Annotated in this window: 16 protein-coding genes and 1 other RNA gene; 5 read left to right on the forward strand and 12 right to left on the reverse strand. The window is 50.3% G+C overall.

The features are described from left to right. Positions 1-11: 11 nt before the first annotated feature. From NST04_RS02605 to NST04_RS02615, 3 genes are read right to left on the reverse strand one after another with little or no spacing between them, the layout of a single operon-like run. Positions 12-1,553, reverse strand: coding sequence for a DUF3502 domain-containing protein (locus NST04_RS02605; RefSeq protein WP_341183072.1), 1,542 nt, complete (start codon positions 1,551-1,553; stop codon positions 12-14). A gap of 38 nt (positions 1,554-1,591) precedes the next feature. Continuing rightward, positions 1,592-2,476 carry a carbohydrate ABC transporter permease gene (locus NST04_RS02610; protein ID WP_209994846.1) on the reverse strand — a complete coding sequence of 295 codons (885 nt, stop codon included), beginning with the start codon at positions 2,474-2,476 and terminating at the stop codon, positions 1,592-1,594. Positions 2,477-2,486: 10 nt separating this feature from the next. Next, a complete protein-coding gene (locus NST04_RS02615) occupies positions 2,487-3,425 on the reverse strand; it encodes an ABC transporter permease (RefSeq protein ID WP_036726287.1) in 939 nt (312 codons plus the stop codon). A gap of 255 nt (positions 3,426-3,680) precedes the next feature. Here NST04_RS02615 and NST04_RS02620 point away from each other — a divergent pair, with 255 nt between their 5' ends. After that, the gene (locus NST04_RS02620; RefSeq protein ID WP_341183073.1) at positions 3,681-6,011 is read left to right on the forward strand and encodes a helix-turn-helix domain-containing protein; all 2,331 of its coding nucleotides are present in this window, start codon (positions 3,681-3,683) and stop codon (positions 6,009-6,011) included. 96 nt (positions 6,012-6,107) lie between these two features. Here the strand turns inward: NST04_RS02620 and NST04_RS02625 are convergent, their stop codons facing one another. Together NST04_RS02625 and NST04_RS02630 are read right to left on the reverse strand one after the other, a co-directional pair. Further along, positions 6,108-7,025 (reverse strand): VOC family protein, encoded by a 918-nt coding sequence (locus NST04_RS02625; RefSeq protein WP_341183074.1) that lies wholly within the window; start codon positions 7,023-7,025, stop codon positions 6,108-6,110. Between the two features lie 95 nt (positions 7,026-7,120). Then, complete coding sequence (locus NST04_RS02630; protein WP_341183075.1) at positions 7,121-8,377, reverse strand: mechanosensitive ion channel family protein; 1,257 nt, start codon at positions 8,375-8,377, stop codon at positions 7,121-7,123. Positions 8,378-8,505: 128 nt separating this feature from the next. On the opposite strand from NST04_RS02630, the gene NST04_RS02635 reads away from it, so the two are divergent. Next, positions 8,506-9,072, forward strand: coding sequence for a TetR/AcrR family transcriptional regulator (locus tag NST04_RS02635; RefSeq protein ID WP_341185162.1), 567 nt, complete (start codon positions 8,506-8,508; stop codon positions 9,070-9,072). Positions 9,073-9,132: 60 nt separating this feature from the next. Further along, on the forward strand, positions 9,133-10,977 hold the full coding sequence (locus NST04_RS02640) for an alpha/beta fold hydrolase (protein ID WP_341183076.1): 1,845 nt from the start codon (positions 9,133-9,135) through the stop codon (positions 10,975-10,977). Between the two features lie 153 nt (positions 10,978-11,130). Here NST04_RS02640 and NST04_RS02645 read toward each other — a convergent pair whose 3' ends face one another. From NST04_RS02645 to NST04_RS02660, 4 genes are all read right to left on the reverse strand, one after another. Then, the gene (locus NST04_RS02645; RefSeq protein ID WP_341183077.1) at positions 11,131-11,805 is read right to left on the reverse strand and encodes a zf-HC2 domain-containing protein; all 675 of its coding nucleotides are present in this window, start codon (positions 11,803-11,805) and stop codon (positions 11,131-11,133) included. Further along, a complete protein-coding gene (locus NST04_RS02650) occupies positions 11,802-12,296 on the reverse strand; it encodes an RNA polymerase sigma factor (RefSeq protein WP_341183078.1) in 495 nt (164 codons plus the stop codon). Before NST04_RS02650 ends, NST04_RS02645 begins: the two co-directional genes overlap by 4 nt. A gap of 540 nt (positions 12,297-12,836) precedes the next feature. Continuing rightward, positions 12,837-14,078, reverse strand: a complete 1,242-nt coding sequence (locus NST04_RS02655; protein WP_341183079.1) for a 2,3-bisphosphoglycerate-independent phosphoglycerate mutase — start codon at positions 14,076-14,078, stop codon at positions 12,837-12,839. 49 nt (positions 14,079-14,127) lie between these two features. After that, positions 14,128-15,609: an SLC13 family permease gene (locus tag NST04_RS02660; RefSeq protein WP_341183080.1), complete on the reverse strand. Its 1,482-nt coding sequence runs from the start codon at positions 15,607-15,609 to the stop codon at positions 14,128-14,130. Positions 15,610-15,778: 169 nt separating this feature from the next. On the opposite strand from NST04_RS02660, the gene NST04_RS02665 reads away from it, so the two are divergent. Beyond that, positions 15,779-16,675 carry a LysR family transcriptional regulator gene (locus NST04_RS02665; protein ID WP_341183081.1) on the forward strand — a complete coding sequence of 299 codons (897 nt, stop codon included), beginning with the start codon at positions 15,779-15,781 and terminating at the stop codon, positions 16,673-16,675. Between the two features lie 518 nt (positions 16,676-17,193). On the opposite strand, the gene ssrA is transcribed toward NST04_RS02665, so the two are convergent. After that, positions 17,194-17,558: a transfer-messenger RNA gene (gene ssrA / locus NST04_RS02670) on the reverse strand. 201 nt (positions 17,559-17,759) lie between these two features. Continuing rightward, positions 17,760-18,239: an SsrA-binding protein SmpB gene (gene smpB, locus NST04_RS02675; RefSeq protein ID WP_036690100.1), complete on the reverse strand. Its 480-nt coding sequence runs from the start codon at positions 18,237-18,239 to the stop codon at positions 17,760-17,762. A gap of 202 nt (positions 18,240-18,441) precedes the next feature. Between smpB and NST04_RS02680 the strand changes: the two genes are divergently transcribed. Continuing rightward, entirely contained in the window at positions 18,442-18,780 is a 339-nt protein-coding gene (locus NST04_RS02680) for a hypothetical protein (RefSeq protein ID WP_341183082.1), read from the forward strand. A 117-nt stretch (positions 18,781-18,897) separates the two neighbouring features. On the opposite strand, the gene rnr is transcribed toward NST04_RS02680, so the two are convergent. Continuing rightward, entirely contained in the window at positions 18,898-21,816 is a 2,919-nt protein-coding gene (gene rnr, locus NST04_RS02685) for a ribonuclease R (protein ID WP_341185163.1), read from the reverse strand. Positions 21,817-21,827 lie beyond the last annotated feature (11 nt).

The following is a 21,827-nucleotide window of genomic DNA, read 5'->3' on the forward strand; positions in this document are numbered from 1 at the left end:
TTGAAATGCTGTTATTTCCCGGCGGTGACGGCATCAATCTGAGCCTGGATTTCATCGATCACTTTTTGCCCGCCGAGACTGGCCATTTTGTCCTCCATCGTTTTCTTTCCTTCCGCTGCAGGGATCAGGCCTTGGCTTAGCGGCAGGAAGATCGAATCGTGCAGCGGCGTGATTTTGGCATATTCTGTCTTTACCTTCTCAGCATTGAAGTTGAAGCCTGCGATCGGACTCAGCGTGAAATTGGACGTCTGGGTCGAGAAGTCGAACCACTTCTTGTCATCCTGCATCATGGTGTCAGGTGTTCGGTTGAGCGTCGGCCGCCAGGTCAGCACATAACCAGGGAATGTATAGCCGGACAGCGCCTTATAGCTCGAATCACCGACAGGCTCCCAGTCCTTCCCTTGAATGCCGTATTCCATCAAATCATGGTTCTCCTTAATCGACAGCCAGTTCACTACATCCATAGTGACATCGGAATGCTTGGAGGTCGTCGGGATACAGAGGAAGTTCCATTGCTGATAAGCCGTATAAGGCTTAGCCTGCTCCCCGTTCGGTATGAAAATCTCCAGCTTGTCGCTGCCGTCCTTCAGCATCTCCGAATATTTCAGCCCCTCGACCCCATCAGCTGCATAGTAGGTCGCCGCATATTTACCTTGCTTGAACAGCGTCTCGGCATTTTGCTCCTGGGCAATATTTTTGGAGATAATCCCATCCTTGTAGTATTTGGTAACACGTTCATAAGCATCGGCAATCGTCGGGCTCTCCCATTGGCCAATGACCTTCTTATCCTTGATCGCATACGAGAACATGTTGACCCCAATCTCCAGCACTTCATCCTGTGCCAGATTCGCAGAGTTACTCAGGATAAATGGCAGCTTATCGGCCTTAATTCCATTAATGACAAAAGGCTTGATGTCTTTCTCATTTTCCTTGACTGCATACAGGAATTTCTCCAGGTCATCGAGGGTCTTCAGCTCAGGAAGCCCGTATTTCTCGCGTAAATCCTTACGGATCAGTACGCCATACAGCTGGCCTTGGGTGGTGCCGAGCGGAATCCCCATAATTTTGCCGCCGAATTTGTTATACTCCCACATTTCCTCCGGAATGGATGACTTCAGCTCAGGCCGTGCAGCCACTGCCGCATCCAGCTCCGTCAACGATTTACTCTCGATCATCTGGTTCATGGATAGCCATGGGGCATCCAGGTACATATCGAACTCTTCACCGGCAGACATCTTCACGGATACCGCATTCCCGTAATCGGTCCAAGGCATGAAGTTGATATTCAGAGCGGCTCCGATATTATCCTTTTTCAGCTTGTCGTTGACCGCCTGCAGCACAGCATCGAACCCCGCAGGTTTATCTCCCGGGAAATAAGCCTTCAGCGTCACTACTTCTTTGGAAGCAGGCGCTGCACCCTCTGAACTGGAAGGGGAATTCGTAGAATTCGCTGTACTGCCTTCGTTCTTCGCATTTCCCCCGCAGCCTGCCAGCACCAGTGACGACACCAATACCGCTGTTGTTGCCGTGCCGAACCATTTGTTTAACCTCATCTCGTAACCCTCCCGTATCTATGGACAATCTGAATAACTTACCCTTTGACAGCGCCTACCGTTAGACCTTTGACAAAATATTTCTGAAGCATCGGATACAGCAGTACAATCGGGCCGATGGTCAGTACCGTGGTCGCCATCCGCACCCCGTACGTCGGTGGAGTCACTGCAATCGCTGCACCGGAAGGAATCAGATTCCTGGCCGCTTCCATATTGGAAACCATCCGGCGCAGAATTAACTGCAGCGGGAATAACTTCTCGTTATCAATGAACATCAGTCCCATGAACCAGTCATTCCAGAAGCTCAGCGCATAGAAGAGGCCGACAGAAGCCAGTATCGGCTTGGAGATCGGAATCATAATCTGGAAGAACACTCTCATCTCATTCGCTCCGTCGATTCTGGCAGCTTCCTCTAGCTCCTCAGGTATAGTGCGGAAGAAGCTGACCAGCAGGAAGACGAGAAACGGCTGGCATAACATCGTCAGAATGAGCACCCAGATTGTATTCTGCAAATGCAGCCACTGGCTGACTACAATATAGAACGGAATGATACCTCCCGAGAAGAGCATAGGCAAGTAGCAAAAAAACAGAAAGGGCGTTTGCAGAACATTTCGTTTATTCGCCAGTGAATAGCCGAGCATGGCAGAAATGCACAGGGCGCTTAAGGCCCCGACAACCGTGATAAACAGGGTAACGCCATAGCCATTGAACAGTACATCTGATTGCAGAACCGCCTTATACGCGGCCAGCGATAACTTTTGCGGGAATAAGGTATAGCCGTGCGCGATCAGCTCCTCCTCATCCGTAAAGGAACCGGCAATCATCAGCAGAAAAGGAAACAGACAAAATAAAGTAAACAGCAAAATGAACGTATGGGCGAATGCCGTAAAGGTGCGATCCGCAGCGCTATGTTTCTGTCTCATAGTTACTCTCCTAGAATAAAGCAGATTCTTTAGATACCCTGCGGGTTACCCAGTTGGCAGCAATGACGAAGATCAGACCCATAATAGACTGGAACAGGCCCACTGCCGAAGACATGCCGAAATCGTGCAGCTGCCGCATGGAGCGGAAGACAAACGTATCAATGACGTCGGTAGTCGGATACAGCATCGAGTTGTCGCCAATGATGGCATAGATCATCGCAAAGTCTCCGTTGAAAATTTTACCCACGGCCAGCAGCGTCATGATCATAATCGTCGGCACCAGCAGCGGCAGCGTAATGCGTGTCACAATCTGCAGTTTAGAAGCCCCGTCGATGCGGGCCGCCTCATACAGATCCTCCGATATGCCCGTAATGGCGGCCAGGAAAATAATCGAGAGATAACCAGCGCCTTGCCACACCCGGATCACCGTTAGAATATAAGGCCACAGACTCGACTCAAACATCCAGTTGACCGGCTCCATGCCGATATTTTGCAGCCAGACATTAATCATGGGCTCTTCCCCGCCGAATAAGGATTGGACAATCATCCCAATTACAATCCAGGACATGAAATAAGGCAGGAAAATAAGCGACTGCGAGATCCGTTTGAAATACTTATTGCGGATCTCATTGAACATGAGTGCAATCAGAACAGCCGCCGCTGTCGTGAACACAATAAACAGCACGTTGAGTAACAGTGTGTTCCGCAGAATCGTCCAGAAGTCATCTGATGTGAAAAAGTAATCGAAATTTTTAAATCCTACCCAGTCACTCCCCGTGATCCCCTTGGCAAAATCATAATCTTTGAAGGCAATCATAATCCCGTATATGGGAAAATAACTGAACACGAGGAAAAACAACAGCCCCGGTACAGCCATCACATACAGAAAAGGATTCTGCGTGATATGCCTCCATTTTGAACGTTTACCTGCGTTAAGCGGGTAGTTCATTTGTACATCCCCCCTTCCTCAAGACCGGTAATCGCTTAAGGAGCGTTCCGTTATCTATGCCGTCACCTTATCAAGCCCTTGTGCCCTGAGCAATTCCGAGAAACGCCAATCCTTCCCGCAAGTGCAGATTTACCGCCTTCCCAAAAACAACACTCTTCCCAAAACAAACGATTCGGCAGACGAAAATACCCTGTGTGCTATAATAAATCTACTTATAATGAGCCGGACAGTTATGATTACGGAGGTTCCAGAGCCATGAAATTCAGACAACCGTTCTTCGCCTCGCTGAAGCGGCACCCTACCTACATGAAGCTTATTTTTTACTTTGTCAGTGCGAACGTTCTGGTCTTAGGAATATCCTTCGTACTGCTCTATGGGCAATCTTCCAAGACGCTGCTGGAGGAAATCGGAGATCATTCGGAATCCCTCCTCGTGAACGGGGCCCGGAATACGTCGCGGCTGATGGAATGGGCTCTTGATTTCAGCTTCTCCTCCAGCAATGACAGTGCGCTTAAGGTGTATGCCCTTTCGGATCATTACAGCGATTTCGAGACCTATGAGGTATGGAGCCAGCTGACGGACATTAAGAACGCCAACCCCTCTATTGATTCGGTCTACCTCATTAACGATTATACGAATACGGTCATTGACTCCAGACTTGGGTTAAATGATACCGCTGCCTTTTACGATCAGGATATTATTAAGCGCTTACGCGACCCGGAAACAGCGAACCACAGCGTGCTTATTCCGAGAACCTTGTCCCTCCCGCTTACCGGGAATACACCCAAAGAAGTGATGACCATCGTCAGATTTTATGAAAAAGGCAGCTCTATCTCCGCGTTCGTCATGAATGTGGATACCCATAATCTCATGACCCTGCTGCAGAATAATTCAAACTTCGCGAGCCGTTCGATCACCGTGCTGAATGACCGGGATGAGACGATTTTTAGCAGCACACCAATGAATCCGCAGCAGATTGCCGAGCTTAGAAGCCACGGGATGAAGGGGGCCAGCGGCTGGAAGCTGTTCCAGCCCCAGGATCAGGGGGAGAAGCTGGTGGTCTATGCCGACTCCTCCGTTAAGGGCATCCAGGATTGGACCTTCATTGAGATGATCCCGAAGTCCGCCATTCTGAATAAAATCACGGTCCTGCGCGATACCAGCCTGATCCTGTTCCTCGTCTTGTTCGCAGCCTCCCTCGCGGTGATTATTCTAATCTCCAAACGGGTGTACTCACCCATTCAGGAGCTGATCAGCCGGGTCATGCGGCAGCATCAGGCGGAGAAGCCGGGCCTTGGCGCGAACGCCAATGAACTCGAATACTTATCCAGCGTTTTCACCTCGCAGCATAATCAGATTCACGAGCTGACCGAGCAATGGCGGCATAATAAATTCCTGGGCAGAGAGCGGTTCTTAAGGGATTTTCTGGGGGAGACGTACCATTCGGCAGCGGAGATCCGCGCTCAATTCGTGGAATGGGGGATTGATCTGCCAAGCGATCAGCTGTCCGTAGCCATCTTCCGGATCGACCACTTCGCGGAATTCTCGGGAGTGTACCCGGAGAAGGACCGGCGGCTGCTCCGGTTCGCGATGTCCAATATTATTCAGGAGTCGCTGCAATCGTCCAGGCACAAGCTGCAGACGGTAGATATGGGAGACGACCACGTGGCTGTAGTCTTATCGGCTCCGTTGTCAGAGGAATTCGCGAAGGAGCTGCAAGTGGCAGGGCAGCTGATCCAGCAGTATTTGTCCGTGGGAACCACTGTGGCCTGGGGCCGGACATTGCCTGGCTTAACCGACATGCATGAGGTGTATCTGGAGACCTATGATCTGACGCAGGAGAGGTTCCGGTTCGGACACCGGTCGCTCATTGTGAAGGAATGGCTGCCCGCTGCACCCGGGGAATTATATCATTTGCCTGTGAGCCAGGAGCGGCAGATCGCCCAGGCCATACTCAAGGGGGACGCCGCCGTCATTCTGGAGGTCTTACGCTCAGCGGTAGTGAAGCTGCGGGAACTGCCTTATTTTGAATGTAAAATGTCTCTGATCACCTTGTTCATGGACATCCGCCGGCTCATCCAGGAGCATTCCTCCCAGCCGTTGCCCAGCTCGTGGGGACTGACGTCCGTCGAGAAGCAGATCATCCGGCAGGAAACGATGGATAATGTCATGCCCTGGATGGAGGCTTTGATTACCAAGACGCTCGAGGACATTGCGGCGGCCCGCAGCCAATCCAAGAATATCGCCCTGATCGGACAGGTAGACCAGTTCATCGAGAGTCATCTCACCGACCCGAATCTGTCTGCCACCATGCTGGCCGATCATCTGGGCTTGTCCGTCAATTATTTCCGCAGTCTCTATAAAGCAGAGACCACCCAGTCCATCACCGATAAAATATCTGAGAAGCGGCTAACCTTCATCTGCCAGGAGCTCATTGCCTCCGACTCACCGATCGAGCCCATCGTGCAGCATTTCGGCTTCTCGTCCCTGAACACCTTCTATTCCAGCTTCAAAAAGGTATACGGCATGACTCCCGCCCAGTATCGGAAGAAGTACCGTACGGGGGATGGCGGGGGGAAGGTGTAGGGCAAGTGAAACCTATACATTCTTATATTTGTGCGCAAAGAAGCGATAAGGATATGTTCCTTATCGCTTGTGTTGGTATTCCATGAAGTTGCCGCTTTATTCTCCCTTATAGGCCTTACGCAGCTCCGCAAGCTCGAACTTCTTCATCTGCAGAAAAGCCTTCGTCACACGCGCCAGCTGCTCCGGCGTGCCCTTCTTCATCATCTCATTCATCTCCGCCGGAATAATCTGCCAGGAGATACCGAAGGCATCCTTCAGCCAGCCGCATTGCTCGGCTTCAGGAACTGCGGACAGCTTGTCCCAGTAGTAGTCAATCTCTTCCTGAGAATCGCAGGATACCATGAAGGAGACAGCTTCATTGAAGCTGAACTGATGATTATGCGCACTGTCCATTACCGTGAACCACAGATTCTCCAGCATGAAGTCCGCGAACATAATCGTTCCTTCCTGATCCGGCGCAGAGCCTGCCGGGTATCGGGCAATATTCCCTTGGCGCGAGTCCTTGAATACGGATAAGTAGAAGGACATCGCCTCCTCCGCCTTCCCGCACTGATCCCCGACGAACAATAAGGAAGGAATAATCGCAGGCCGCTCTTCCCCTGCCGGGTTCGTGAGAATCAGCTGCCAGGACACTCCGAACTTATCCTGAATCCAGCCGTACCGCTCACTGAATGGATACTTGCCGAGTGGCATCAGGGCGGTACCGCCTTCAGCTAACTTATCCCACACCTCATCTAATCTCTCAGCTGCATCCTTGTCCCGTGAGGGATCAAAATTCACAAAGAAAGACACCGATGGATTCAGCTTGAAATAAGGACCTCCGCTGATCGCCATGAACGGCTGCCCCCAGACCTCAAAAGAGACCTGACCCGCATCGCCGGACGGCGTATCATGAATGGTGTTCACACTCGTAACCTTGGAATCCGGAAACACAGTAGCGTAAAAGCGGGCGGCTTCTGCCGCCTCCTTGTCATACCAAAGATGCGGAACAATTCTCTGTCTGATGCTGGCCACAACCATTCCTCCTCGGCTTCCTGTCCATTCCAATCCAGGGACAGGGATAGGGCTTCAATTTGCTTTATTATACACTAAAGGGAGGCTTCTTATAATCAGCTTAACCAAGCCGAATACTCCCTTCTTTCTTTTAAATTAACAATATCCTGTCCCGTTGGATTCTGAAATACACGAAGCCCAAACAGAGGGATAACCGCAAAAATATGATCAAAAATATCCGACTGCACCGACTCATACACGCCCCAGGTCGTCTCATTGCTGAACGCATAAATTTCTAAGGGCAGTCCGCTGTCTCCTGCTTCCAACTGTCTGACAATGAGCGTCATATCCTTATGAATTTTGGGATGATTGCGCAGATATTCTTGGACATATTCTCTGAATACTCCGATATTCGTTAGCTGTCGACCATTCACTTTGCTCTCCATATTGATATGATGTTCGATATTATAGGAGTTAATTTCATCTAATCTTGTCATAATATAATCGCTAAGGTAGTGTACCTTCCGGAACTCCTCAATCATTTCTTTGGTACAGAAACATATACTGCTCGTATCAATACAGACACTTCGTTTCATCCTTCTGCCGCCGGAAGCCTCCATGCCCCGCCAATTTTTAAAAGAATCTGAGATCAAAGCATAGCTTGGAATCATGGTAATGGTTTTATCGAAATTCATCACCTTTACCGTATTCAGCGTAATGTCAATTACATTGCCGTCAGCATTATATTTAGGCATTTCAATCCAGTCGCCGACTCGGACCATATCGTTAGAGGATAATTGCACCCCTGCCACGAGGCCCAATATCGAATCTTTGAAGACCAGCATAAGAACAGCCGATAAAGCGCCCAGCCCACTAAGAAGAATCAGCGGATTCTGTCCCATGAGGTTAGAAATCACTACAATCGCAGCAATAATATACAGAATAATCTTCGCAACCTGAATGTAACCCCTGATCGGCCTAATCTTGGACACTTCATACGTACGGTAAATAGCATCGATGGCGTCAAGCAGGGCATTAAACACCGTGATCGTTACGATAATCATATACGTTAAGGCGATTTTTACAATGAAAGACTGATACAGCGGAAAAATAGGTGCAGCGTAATAGATGATAAAGGCCGGTGCGAGATGCGACAGCTTGTGGAATACTTTTTTCTCCAAAAAGAAATTATCCCACGTATACCGGTTGTTATTAATGATATGGATGATGATCTTCAGTACGATTTTTTTGGCGACAAGATTGGCCACTACAGAGAGCATAGCAATAAATAAAACCATGATGATGTTCGAGAGATACACATTCATTTGCTCGCTCACGCCATATCCTGCAAGGTGTTCTTTAATAAAATTCATCATTTCCTCCTGACAGGTGCATAGTAGCCTACAATTATAGAGGATAAATAGGGGTTATGCAAAAATGAAAATACTTGCAATGTTCGAATTAGTACTATATAGTTCTAATCATGACAAAGGCAAAAGTAATGAACCAAAAACGTGTGCTTGAAGTCGCGGCAGCCTTATTTTTAGAAAAGGGATTTGCTTATACCAGCATGGATGAATTAGTTCGTGTGAGCAAAGTGTCCAAATCGAATGTGTATTATCACTTCGCGGATAAGGAGGAATTGTTAGCAGGCGTCGTGGATTATTGGATTGAAACGTATGAGCGTGCAATGGATGATATCCTTTCCCAGAACCAATTATCCGTGGAAGAGCGTGTCCAGATGTTTTTACAGCATTTATCACAGGGCGTTCAATCCAGAGAGTATAAGGGGAGCTGTCCGTTTATTACGCTTTATATTCAAACTCCGGCACAAGCTACGCACATCAAAGAAAAAATAGGTCTCTTTTTCACAGGATTACAGATGAAAATCTCTCTATTACTTAAGCAAGGAGCAGAAAAAGGCGAGTTTAAAGATACGATTCATATTGACGAGGTAGCGGCACTTTTTATCACGAATCTGGAAGGAGCGCTGTTTCTTGCTGAGATATTGAAGGATGCAACGGTGATCACGCAAACAGCCAGCCACTTTTTCAACTTGCTTCGATAAGAAGCATTTTTTTTACACGAAAATTAGTACCATTTAGTACTAAAAAGGAGCACGGATGATATGAGAACAATATTTTTAACAGGTGGAACAGGCTTTATCGGGAGGCAACTCGTGGAGGAGCTTCTTAAAGAGGAGGTTATAATTTTTCTTTTAGTGAGGTCGAAAGGTAAAGCAAAACGTATTTTTCAGGAAAAAGGTATTCTCAACGAGGCAGCGATGCACTTTATTGAAGGGGATTTGACGAAACCAGATTTAGGTCTAAGTGATGAAGATAAAGATAGGGTGTTGAGCACCGATGTTATTATTCACGCCGGCGGACAAATGGATATTCAAGCGACAATGCAAGAGGCAACCTCTGTATTTTTAAACGGCGCCAAGCATATCGGTGAATTCGCTAAACGTATCCATCTATTGAAGGGTTTGCAGCAATTTATTCATGTCGTTGGTTATATGAGCCCCTTTGATGATACTAACAGCAAGGTTGCAATTGATGTGTTCCAAGAAGGGCACGACTATTTGAAAATAAAAAATCCGTATGAACGAACAAAATTTCTAGCAGATCTGTATATTCGCCAGCAGGCATCCGCAGTAGGCTATCCGCTGTCTGTGATTAATCCGCCCACTGTAGTCGGCAGCAGTACAACAGGAAGTACGGAGCAAGTAGCCGGCTTAGGCTTGCTTGTGGAGAGTATGCGCAGAGGGCTGATGCCGGTTATTCCTGGAGGCAAGGGGTATAAATTACCGCTTATTTCAAACGATGCGCTGGCGAAATTTATTGTTCAGGTTGTTAAGCTGGAGACATCGTCTATTCAAACCTATACACTCGTTCCAGACAACCAGCATGATCCGGATATATCTGAATTATTAGGCGTGATGTCAGAAAGTATGAACATGGCAGCACCTACAATCTCTGTACCCCTTCGCTTCATGAAAGCACTTATGAACAGCGGGATCAGTAAAATCACACGAATTCCATCGGATGGACTGAATTTTATTACAAATAGAACCTTTTCAAATGATTTACCGAAAAAAATCATGGGCGAAGATTGGTTTATTAAGACGAGTGTGATGAATTTTTTCCCGGCCGTAGTCGCAGACTTGGATTATCGCCTGATGTACCCCAATGACCAGCAGCATCCTGCATTTGAACGAACCTTAACCGGAAACACTGTGATGTATCAAATACAGGGGGAGGGCAGACCATTTATTTTATTCCACGGTTTGCTCAGTGATGGTTCCGATTTATTTCCTTTAGGTCTAGAGCTTCATGAACAAACGGGTCAACCGGTATGGATTCCGGATCTCCCGGGTTTAGGACGTTCCCCTTTTAAGCGGGAGACAAATCTTATGGATCTCTACTTGAATGTAGTGAAGGAGTTATCAGGAAAAGCCACTCATGGCGCACATTGGATTGGCCACTCCTTTGGAGCGGTTATTCTGCTGGAAGCGTTAGCGCACGAGTACCTAGATACGAAGAATACTATCACTTTACTTCAACCACCTGTTGCCAAAAAAAATTCCAAATCGTTTCATGCTCCTCAATTGTTGAATAAATGGGCATTGAAGTTAGCAACGGCTAGTTCATTAGAACGTTATTTAATAGGTAACGGTTTATTTGAAAATACCGATAGTATTCCAAAACATTATATTGCCAAAGTACGCAGCAGCTTCACTTCGCCTAGAATTGTGAATACCACTCTTCAGCTCAACCGTTTGCTGTCGAAAAACTATCAGGGTGATTTCACCAAAGCACCAAGGTCTAATCTTCATATTATTTGGGGTGATCAAGATCAGCGCTATTCTGTTCCAGTGCAGCTTGGTAACGTTGATGTTGTTCCGTATGGTCATCATTATCCTCTTAGCCATCCACGGGAAACGGCTTCTTATGTACTAGGAAATAAATAATATATCCACAGAAATGAAAAAAGACACCTGATAAGGTGTCTTCTGCTGTAATCCATATGGCGCCGAGGCAGTCGAACCCCTGTCCGAAGATAACGGCACATAAGCTTCTACGAGTGTAGTTACAGTTTTGATGTCACCCTAGAATCGCCCTGACTATCGGTTTGCTGCCGGCAGTTCCATGCCTTTCTTCCAAATCAGAATCGGATCATCCGGTGCACCGTAATAGATGGCCGTAATCTCCACATCATTTCCATGCGCCTTCTGGTAGGCCCTTACACTCACAGGATTGACGTATACCCCGCCACTGGCAAGACTCGAGACAACATAATCCTTCGATTTGAGTAGAGTATGGACAGGGGTTATATAGTAACTCCCGTCATCTTTAACGGTATTTTTCACACGATTGAAGGTATACCCGTCATTGATTTGAATATTAAAGGCAATTTCACCACTTGGTATGGTTCTTATATTAGAAATAGTAATGTGATCGGATGCCACCGGTATGAAATTCCATCGGAACAGACCAAAGTAGCCAAGAATCAAAAATCCACATACGGAAGCAGCCAGCAGTATTCCTTTCAAATAAGCCCGCGATTGGGTACGGATCCACATCCTTTTAATACTACGCAACCCGTTTCCCTCCAGTATATTCACTTCCATCTCTTGTGTGGGTAAACTCAGGCTAGAATTTAACTGTATCAGAGAAGCGCGGCATTCTGCACAACCAACAAGGTGCTCTTCCACTAGTTCCCTGCTGGCTTCGCTGCATATGTCATCATAGTACAGGGGCAGTAGATCTTGAATAATGTCACATGAGATACGGCTCATCTTGTATCCTCCATTAACAGATTATGTATCTTCATCCGGGCCCGGTGATAGGTCACTCTCGCCCAGCTTTCCGTTCGGCCAAAAATCTGGCTAATATGATCGAAAGACAGTTCTCCAAATAACCTGAGCATAAAAACCTCCTTATACGGCTCCTTCAATCCGTGCAGAACCTTATGAACATGCAGAGCCTCAGCCTGATTAATAAGTTTTTGCTCCAGGTTAATACCGGCTTCTGCTTCTTGCTCAGCCATCGGAGCGTACCTCCGCTGCTCGTCCATATAGGAGAAATAAGTATTTTTCGCAATCTGACACAGCCAAACGCTCATTTTACAGTCCCCCCTGAACTGTTCAATTCGCTTCAGCGCTTTAAGAAAGGTCTCCTGTGTAATTTCCTCGGCGATCTGCTCATCTCTGCTTAATGAAAGCACAAAGATATATACATCTCGGAAATATTGATCATAGACTCCCTCTAGTTCCTCTAATTCGTCCAAGGGTTCACCACCTTACATATATAAGACTGACCAAACAAAGAAACGTTACAATGAATTTATGTTTAATTCCATTTTATCTCTTACTGAAATAGTCTTTACGAATGATCAAAAAGAAAGGAAGAGGCCGAAAAAGTCGGTTCGTTCACGTTTTACGGGAAAAGCTGGTGGAGTGACATTACCATTTTCAAAATATCAATCGTTGTTATCCATCTTCTTCCTTCTATGAATAAACAAATTAAACCAATAAAATAAAATTTGTGCAAGCATACTCGGCATGCAGATTCTGAAAGTTTCCTAATCCATATCCATAAAACAAAAAGACACCCCTAAAGGTGTCTTTCACTGATACTCCATATGGAGCCGAGGCGTGGACGTGCAGAGCCACAATCCGGCGGGAACGGTTGTTAGAACTGCTCACAGTCGCCGGTTAGCAGCCCCTGTTTTTAGTTCCATTGCTTTGGAGTCAATCACAGCCCCTGCCAGCACGCTTTTGAATGCGGATATCTACAGGATATTGGCATGGTTCCTGAAGGGGCTAGATCAATTTCCTTGCTTCTTCACAAAACCCAGCAAATCCTGGGCGGTTCTGACGAAGTCGGCGCCGTTCAGCCGCCCCAATCCGCCCGCCATGCAGTCGATCTCGCTGTAGCGCTGCACCTGGTCGCGGCGAATGCTCGGACCGGAGATGAGGACCGGCACCGGCTCGCCGGTATGCTCGCCGTACTCGCATGGCGTGGAATGATCGGCCGCCAGCGTCACGTACACATCGTCCGGCAATTGCTCACAGATACGTCCGACCAGCTCATCGAACCGCTCGATCGCATGCGCCTTGCCGAGCGGATCGTTATCATGCCCCTTCACATCCGGCGCCTTCATATGCACGTAGACGAGATCGTGATCTGTAAGCTGCTCGACCGCCATGCTGGCCTTCAATGCTATATTAGTATCGAGATTGCCAGTCATGCTCGCATTGGTGAAGGCCCGGAAGCCTGCCAGCCGCGCCACGCCCAACACAGTACTCTCGCCTGCGATGCAAGCAACGCGCATGCCGCGCTGCTCCGCAAGCGGCGGCAGCTCTACCATCCGCCCTGCACCCCGGGTCAGGATGAAGTTGGCCGGCAGCTTGTCCTCGGCCACCCGCTCATCGTTGACCGGATGCCCGGAGAGGATACGATGCGCGTGCTGTAAGAAGGCATTGAGTGCCGACGCTGTCCTGACCGCTTCGTCCGATTTGTCGAGCGGCCGGATACGGAGGTACGGCTGACCGTCATTGGGCGCCTTCGGATCGGAGTCGCTGACCTGGTCGCTCAGTCCTTCTCCTCGGAGAAGTAATACGGCGCGATGCTCTGTAGCCTGCTTGAAGTAGGCGGTCACGCCTCCCTCAAGCACAAGACCGTCGAGCGCCCGGGCGAGCGCTTCGGTCCCCTGCCGTATCCGGCCCGCCCGCCGATCGACGACGACGCAGCGGTCGTCCACAGTAGCAAAGTTGCAGCGGAACACAATATCTCCCGGTCGAACCTCCATGCCGATACCCAGCGCCTCGATCGGTCCGCGGCCGGGATAACAATTAGGTTCATAGCCGAACAAGATCAGATGTCCCATATCCGTGCCGACCGGAATGCCCGGCGCGATCGGGTCCATCATTCCGGAGATGCCCTCAGCAGCCAGCCGATCCAGATTCGGTGTATCGGCATATTGTAGCGGTGTCAGATTCCCTAGCTTCGGATGGGGCCTGTCGCCCAGTCCATCGGCAATTGCCAGGATCATTTTTCGTCTGAGCATGCGCCCACCTCCTCTTATACAAATTCAAACTACGTGATCAACAGCGGGCTTACAAGCCAAGCCAGCCGTACCAGGTGAAGTACCCGACACAGATAACTGACGCTCCGATAAAGCAAGTGACGATAGCGTACTTGACTTGATCGATGATTGTGAAGTAATCGGTGGAGAAATAAATCGTATTGACCTTGGAATGTGGCGGCAACGTGATCGTAAAGGTCATCGTCGTCGCTGCCGCCAGCGCCAACGGTACCGGGTCCATACCGAGCGTCTTCGCCAGGGCGATGAACGCCGGGATCAGAATCGTCACCCGCACGGTCTTGCTCGTAAAGATCAGATGGCTGTACATGCTGAGGAAGATGACGACGATCGCCACCATGGCCGGGCTCATCCGGTCGATGCCCAGTCCATCCACAACCTTGCCGATCAGCCATTGGGCGCCGCCCGACTTATCCAGCGCATTGCCCGCCGCATAAGCGCCTGCTGCGAAGATCATCAGTTCCCACTTGATATTGGCATCCTTCCACTGCAGCATCCCTATCCTAGGTAACAGACAGAGCAGCGCTGCGAGTACGGCCGTCTGCTCAGTGCTGATCTCGAAGCCGAACCAGGCGTCTTGATAATCCCCAGTTGCCCATAGCACGACGGTGAGGATGAAGATAGCCATCGCCTTTTTCTCCGCCACCGAGAATGCCCCGAGCTTGTGCAGCTCGCTCTTCAGCGAATCCATGACGTTGACGAACGTGCCCTCTGCCTTGATCGAGAATAGCTTCAGTCCGATCAGGAAGATCAGCGACATCGTAATAATAGCCGAGGGCATCGACGCGAACAGCCAATCCATGTAACCGATACTTCCCCCTGCCTGCTCGTTGATAAAGCCCACAGCGATAATGTTGCCTGCGGTAGCGGTCATGACGCCCGAGGTAGCCAGCGCATCCGCCTGCAGTCCCTGCAGCATCATTACCTTGCCTAGTCGGCTCTGGCCCGGGATCGCCTTGTACACATCTAACAGGATCAGGCAGATCGGCATCATCAGCGTTGCGCGCGCCGTCGTCGACGGGACGAAAAATGCAAGAATAAAGTTAATGATCACCAGCACTAGCAGCGTCTGGGTTGGCGTCTTGCCGAACATTGTCACCATCCATAGCGAGAACCGCCGCCCTAGATTAGACTTCGTCATCGCCGAGGTCAGCACGAAGGCCGATACCATCAGCCAGATGACGTCAAAGCCCAGCGTGCTGAACGCGACCTCCTGATCCTCGACGGCTCCGACGAGCGGCAGCAGCAATATCGCAATCAGCGACGTCAAGTAAATCGGAATCGGCGTCGTCACCCATAAAATCAAAGCACCGGCGAAAATCGCAATCGACTTCTGCGCAGCCGGATCAAGACCTTCCGGCGTCGGCATAATCAAGAGCAATAACATCGCAAGCACGGCCAAGGGGATACCCCATCGTTTCATTCCTGCTTCGAAGCGTCCTTTCTTTTTGAGCGGAGCAGCCTCTCCGCTCTTCTGCATGTTCTCGTCGGCCATGCTTTAACCTCCTCGGGTCATAAGTGTATTCGCTTTCAGTATAAGAAAGGAGATACTATAAAACAATTTGATTTAATTTGAATTACTATAAGGAAACGTTATAGTATAATAAAAACAAGGACGATCACGCGACGAGCCGTGCAGAGATCGTCTGCAGAGGAGGACCCCGATGAACTTTAGCAAACTGCAAACCTTTATCACCTTGTCGGATTGCTTGAGCTTTACAGAGGCGGCCGAGCAACTCTATTGCTCCCAACCGGCGGTTAGCATGCAGATTCAGAGCCTGGAGAAGGATATAGGGGTGCCACTGTTCGACCGGATCGGCAAAAAACTCTATCTGACGAAGCATGGACAGCACTTCAAGCCATATGCCGAGCAAATTATTAATCTGTATCACTCAGCCAAGGAGCATGTCCGGCAACTCGATGACCTGAGCTTCGGGACGCTCTCATTCGGCGCCAGTAACTTCGTCGGCGCTCATCTGCTGCCCGCTGTGCTTGGCGAGTTCAACAGCTTGTCCCCCGGCATCAAGATCAATATGAACATAACCTCCTCAGGGGCTCTGACCGCCATGCTGGAGAACAACAAGGTCGAGTTCCTGATCGTCTCCGATCATATTCCGATCGACGAGAACCGTTATCATGCCCGGACCTTCTACCAGGACGAGCTGGTGTTGATCGTCAATCCTGCACACCGCCTTGCTCACGAGTCTGGCTGCACGCTAGCCGAGCTTGCGGATGAGATGTGGGTGCTCAAGCCTCACCAGTCGGCGACCCGGAGTTACCTTGAGCGCGAGTTCGGTCGCTACGGCTTCTCCCCCCCTCAGCGGATCGAAATCAGTAATCTGGAGGCGATCAAGCAAAGCGTCGTCCACGGACTGGGCATCTCGATCGTGTCCAGCCTGGCGATCCGTCATGAGGTGCAGAACGGCCAATTGGTCGTGGTACCAATCGCGGGAGTATCGCTGCTGCGAGGCATCCGTTACGCCTATCATCGCAGCATCCACCTCTCACCCGCGGCTACCCGGTTCCTCGCGCTGCTGGACGGAATGTTTGGCAACGAATAACCCCGCCTCGCACAAGCGTCCGTCCAACTATGGCCAACAGAATCAGTAAGCGTTTCCAATTTTCAATTTGAATCTCACGAATAAAAACCAAACTGCCGAGAATTTACTCGACAGTTTGGTCCGCTGCTTAAAAATTCAAAGACATTAGAAATATCCAATGAATAATTTCAATCCACGCACTCGCATGGGAGTGCGAATCCACTAATTTCAAACTCGCCAGCCTATGCTTCACGCATGAGACGAGTGGCATTATTGCCGGCTATTGTCGTTTCAATCGAAGAATCTCGCCTATGACGAATGCACTCTCTGGCCAATCGGATAGCTTCCTTGCCCGCAATTGCTGCTGAACAAATCTTCATATTCTTTTACACTCAGCTTATCTATGGCTTGATCATATGCTTCTTGTTTACGAATGTATTTTGTCTGATGACCCCCTCCTTTTCAGATATCCCATAAATGATAAAACAATCATTATAACGAAAAAAGACACCCGTTAAGGTGTCTTTCACTGATACTCCATATGGAGCCGAGGGGAGTCGAACCCCTGTCCGAAGATAACGGCACATAAGCTTCTACGAGTGTAGTTACAGTTTTGATGTCACCCTAGAAGCCCCCCGTAACCGGGTCCCCTTCGGGTCAGCCTGATTATCTTCTTCAGCTCACCCCAGGCGGAGATGAGACAGCGTATTCCACTATTTGTTAGCCCCTAGCCCTGTCACATGGACGATGCAGAGTAGAAGCACGCACACAGTTTCTTAGGCTGCGAAAGCGTAGTTGTTTTGTTGTTTGCCGTTTAATAGGCTTTAGCGTTGATGAAGCGGACGCGTCCCCACTACTCGCTACTCATGCTCGAACTATCCCCGTCGAATCCAAGAACGGCCCCTCATTAGAAAGGGCGCTTCGGATTAACGGATCAATCACAAGCACAAATGCTGATCCGGTACACAGCGATCTGACTTAAGATGGCTGTTCAGAAGCAAAAATCTACTTACCCAGTATAACACATTTATCAACACTTTAACACGCGGGTTAAAGGAATTGAAGGTTGAATCTGGAACCCCTTGGTGTGGGTGCAGCAGTCCGTCTATCTGGCTACCTTTTGTTTGTCGCGCAGCACACGCTGGATATCACGCTGAGCGTCTCGCTTCGCGGCGGAATCCCGTTTGTCGTATTCCTTTTTACCTTTTCCCAGACCAATCAGCAGTTTGGCATAGCCATTACGCACATAAATCTTCAGCGGCACAATGGTGAAGCCATCCCGTTTGGACGAGCCCAGCAGCTTGTGTATCTGCTCCTTATGCATAAGCAGCTTACGTGTGCGCGTAGGGTCGGTAGGATTGGCGCGGTTTCCCTGTTCAAAAGGACTGATATGCATGTTGTGGATATGAATCTCGCCATTGCGAATAGTAGCGAACGCATCCCCTATATTGGCGCGGCCATTACGCAGTGATTTGATCTCTGTACCTGTCAGAACCAGCCCGGCCTCATACGTATCCTCAATAAAATAATCATGGGAAGCTTTTTTGTTCTGGGCGAGCACTTTCCCGTCTGCTTTTTTACCCATGAGCGTCACTCCTTGCATTGAATTCCCGGCAATCCTTTACGGACACCAGGTCTATATTGTATCAAAAGGCAAGCGGCCAGCGCAAGGAAGGAACGCTCTATGCTGCGGCTGTGCGAAGTTTATTATATAGCTGCTCTAATATTGTATTTTCATGTTCACCATGCCAATATATTTGAAGGATTTACTTATCAAGGAGGTAAACATGGATAATGTAATTCAAGGGCTAAAAGTAGAACGGGAACAGCTCATTTATGCACTAAAATCAGTTCACGCGGCGGATCATGCTCAAATACTAGAAAAAAAGCTGGAACTTGACACTGCTATTCAGTGGCTTGAGCAAATCGATTTATTACAATTACATCCTCCCAAAGACTACATTTTTGCCAAGCTACCAGAAACAAAAAATGCATTTTCAGAATATAAAATTGTGGAGACGTTAGAAAGTGATGATCCAAGGGACTGGCAGGAGCTAAAATTAATGCATGAAGAAGAAGAATTATGGTTGTATACAGGAGATTGGGTGATGAAAAGCAAAAAATGAACATGAAGTGTGATTTGCACTTATGGCTGTGAATTTAATGAAAAAAGTGGAATCTGAATTAAGATTCCACTTTTTTCATCTAGAGGTTTAGGTTACGCCCCAGCCTTGTCGTTCAACCTACGCCTTAGGCTTCTTCTTACGCTTACGGCGCCCGCTCTTCTCGCCAGTATCAGCTCCTGCCTGGCCTGCGGACTCCCCGTTGCCTGGCGTCACGGAAGGCCCAATGAACACGCCGCCTTTCTTCTTGCGGCGGCCCTTGCCCTCTGGCGCTGCGCCGCGCCCTTCGGCCCCGAGGTCCTCGCGGCTGCGGAACCGTGTGCCCGCGTCTACGCCGCGCAGCTCACCGCCCGCCTGCTCAGACCCGCCACCGCTCGGCGCGCCGTAGCCGCCCTTGCCCGAGCCAAAGCCGAACGCGATGCCGCGGCCCCCGGCACCGCCCTCCGCGCCGCGGCCTCTGCCGCGCTCGCGCGGAGCGCCAGACCCGCCGGCTTCGCCCCGGCGGTCACCCTTCGCCGCGCCTGCCGAAGACGCGGCGGCAAGCCCGCGCTGCGCTGCTGCTTCCGGCCCGCGCCCGCGCTTGCGGCCGCTGCCTGCTGCGCCGGCGGTGTCCCACGCCGCTGCTCCATCCGGGCGCGGCTCTGCTACAGCGCCGCCGAAGCCATCGGCCGCACCGCCCTTGCCCTTACCGGCAGCGCCGAAGCTGCCGCCCGAAGCGCCGCCCTTCTTCTTGACGGCGCCGTTCTTGCCTCCGGCAGCAGCGCTGCCCGGCTTGCCTTTGCCGCCCCGCCCCTTGCCGCCTCCAGCCTTACCGGCGAACGGCTTGCTGAAGCCTCCGGCGCCCGGACGGCCGCCTTTGCCGCCGCGTCCGCCGTAGCTCCGGTGGTCTCCGGCCGCGCGCGGCTTCATATCAACCAGCTCGAAGTCAATGGTGTGGTCATCCATGTTGACCTTGGCCACGCGGATCTTCACTTCATCGCCGATGCGGAAGACCTTGGAGGTACGCTCGCCGATCAGCGCCATATGAGCTTCATCGAAGTGGTAGTAATCATCCGTCAGCGCACTGAGGCGAATGAGACCTTCGACCGTATTGTCCAGCTCAATGAACATCCCGAAGCTGGTCACACTGCTGATCATAGCTTCGAATTCCTCGCCAACCTTGTCCTGCATGAACTCCGCTTTCTTCAGCTGCTCGGTATCGCGCTCGGCTTCAACAGCTACACGCTCACGCTCCGAGGACTGCTGGGCAATATCCGGCATCCGGGTGGCCAGGTATTCGTGACGCTTCTCGCTTAGCGCTCCGCCATTCTCAAGGACCTCACGCATGACACGGTGAATGACCAGATCGGGATAACGGCGGATCGGTGAGGTGAAATGGGAATAGAATTCCGCTGCCAGACCGAAGTGCCCGGTGCTCTCGGCATCGTACTTCGCCTGCTTCATGGAGCGCAGCATCATCGTGCTGATTACCGTCTGCTCCTTCGTTCCCTGAATCTGCTCCAGCAGATCCTGCAGCGCACGCGGGTGAACCGAATTACCCCTGCCCTTCACGTGGTAACCGAAGTTAGCCGCAAAAGCCATGAAGTTCTGCAGCTTCTCCGGGTCCGGGTCCTCATGGATCCGGTACAGGAACGGAACCTTCAGCCAGTGGAAATGTTCCGCCACCGTCTCATTAGCGATCAGCATGAACTCTTCAATAATCTGCTCTGCCACAGAGCGCTCACGTTTTACAATATCGATAGCCTTACCGGCCTCATCTACAATAATCTTGCTCTCTTCAAAATCGAAATCCACCGCCCCGCGCCGCATCCTGGCACCACGCAGCTTCATCGCCAGCTCCTTCATCAGCCGGAAATCCCCGATTAGCGGAGCATACCGCTCCAGCAGCTCAGGATCTTCATCCTCGACAATCTTCCGTACGTCAGAGTAGGTCATTCTCTCCTTCGTGCGGATCACACTGGTGAAGACATCGTGCTTCACGACCTTCATCTGCTCGTCGAATTCCATTTCACAGGACATCGTCAGACGGTCAACCTGCGGATTCAAGCTGCAGATACCGTTCGACAGCCGGTGCGGGAGCATCGGAATGACACGGTCCACCAGATACACACTGCACCCGCGGTCATAGGCTTCCTTGTCCAGCTCAGAGCCTTCACGCACATAATAGCCTACGTCAGCAATATGAACACCCAGTTTATAATGACCATTCTCCAGACGCTCTACGTTCACCGCATCATCCAGATCCTTGGCATCCGCGCCGTCAATCGTTACGATATTGAGCCCGCGCAGATCACGCCGCCCCTGCTCGATAATCTCTTCATCTGTGATCGAATCCGGCGCCTGCTCCGCTTCCACCATCACCTCAGCCGGAAAAGCCTCCGGAAGCTGATGCTTACGGATTACCGATAGAATATCCACGCCCGGATCATCCTTATGGCCAAGGATCTCAATGATCTCACCCTCAGCCGCTGCACGGCCCTCCGGATAGTTCACAATGCGGACAACCACCTTTTCCCCGTCTACCGCACCCTTGAAAGACTCCCTGGGGATGAAAATATCCCGGTTAATCCGCTTATCGTCAGGCAGCACGAAGCCATACGTCTCCAGGCTCTGGAAGACACCCACCGTCTGCGACACGCCTCTGATCAGAATCCGTTCCACTTCGCCTTCCATACGCCCACCGGACGGACTCTTCGAGGTAATACGGATCAAGACGATATCCCCGTTCATTGCGCCCTTCAGATCGTTCGCGTGGATATACACATCCGGGTGCTCCCGGTTATCGGGAATCAGAAAAGCAAAGCCCTTCGCATGAACCTGCAGCCGTCCGCGCAGCAAATCCATCCGCTCAGGCACACCATAGCGGCTGCTCCGGGTCAATATGATCCGGCCGTCCTTTTCCAGTTCAATCAATAGAGCCTCAAAGGCTTTGAAATCGGCACTATCCTCAACGGCGAAATGGCTCACCAGTTCTTCATAAGTTAGTGGTTTATAAGCGGTCTCCCGCATGAAATCAAGTAAGATTTCCTGTGTTATCATGTTCGTCACCT

The organism is Paenibacillus sp. FSL H7-0756 (assembly GCF_038006765.1).
In the GTDB taxonomy this organism is placed as follows: Bacteria; Bacillota; Bacilli; order Paenibacillales; family Paenibacillaceae; genus Paenibacillus_AQ.

Bases quoted from the DNA above. Each gene is read 5' to 3' on its own strand.
- NST04_RS02605 (WP_341183072.1), bottom strand. From the start codon at position 1,553: ATGAGGTTAAACAAATGGTTCGGCACGGCAACAACAGCGGTATTGGTG.
- NST04_RS02610 (WP_209994846.1), bottom strand. From the start codon at position 2,476: ATGAGACAGAAACATAGCGCTGCGGATCGCACCTTTACGGCATTCGCC.
- NST04_RS02615 (WP_036726287.1), bottom strand. From the start codon at position 3,425: ATGAACTACCCGCTTAACGCAGGTAAACGTTCAAAATGGAGGCATATC.
- NST04_RS02620 (WP_341183073.1), top strand. From the start codon at position 3,681: ATGAAATTCAGACAACCGTTCTTCGCCTCGCTGAAGCGGCACCCTACC.
- NST04_RS02630 (WP_341183075.1), bottom strand. From the start codon at position 8,377: ATGAATTTTATTAAAGAACACCTTGCAGGATATGGCGTGAGCGAGCAA.
- NST04_RS02635 (WP_341185162.1), top strand. From the start codon at position 8,506: ATGAACCAAAAACGTGTGCTTGAAGTCGCGGCAGCCTTATTTTTAGAA.
- NST04_RS02640 (WP_341183076.1), top strand. From the start codon at position 9,133: ATGAGAACAATATTTTTAACAGGTGGAACAGGCTTTATCGGGAGGCAA.
- NST04_RS02645 (WP_341183077.1), bottom strand. From the start codon at position 11,805: ATGAGCCGTATCTCATGTGACATTATTCAAGATCTACTGCCCCTGTAC.
- NST04_RS02655 (WP_341183079.1), bottom strand. From the start codon at position 14,078: ATGCTCAGACGAAAAATGATCCTGGCAATTGCCGATGGACTGGGCGAC.
- NST04_RS02660 (WP_341183080.1), bottom strand. From the start codon at position 15,609: ATGGCCGACGAGAACATGCAGAAGAGCGGAGAGGCTGCTCCGCTCAAA.
- NST04_RS02665 (WP_341183081.1), top strand. From the start codon at position 15,779: ATGAACTTTAGCAAACTGCAAACCTTTATCACCTTGTCGGATTGCTTG.
- smpB (WP_036690100.1), bottom strand. From the start codon at position 18,239: ATGGGTAAAAAAGCAGACGGGAAAGTGCTCGCCCAGAACAAAAAAGCT.
- NST04_RS02680 (WP_341183082.1), top strand. From the start codon at position 18,442: ATGGATAATGTAATTCAAGGGCTAAAAGTAGAACGGGAACAGCTCATT.
- rnr (WP_341185163.1), bottom strand. From the start codon at position 21,816: ATGATAACACAGGAAATCTTACTTGATTTCATGCGGGAGACCGCTTAT.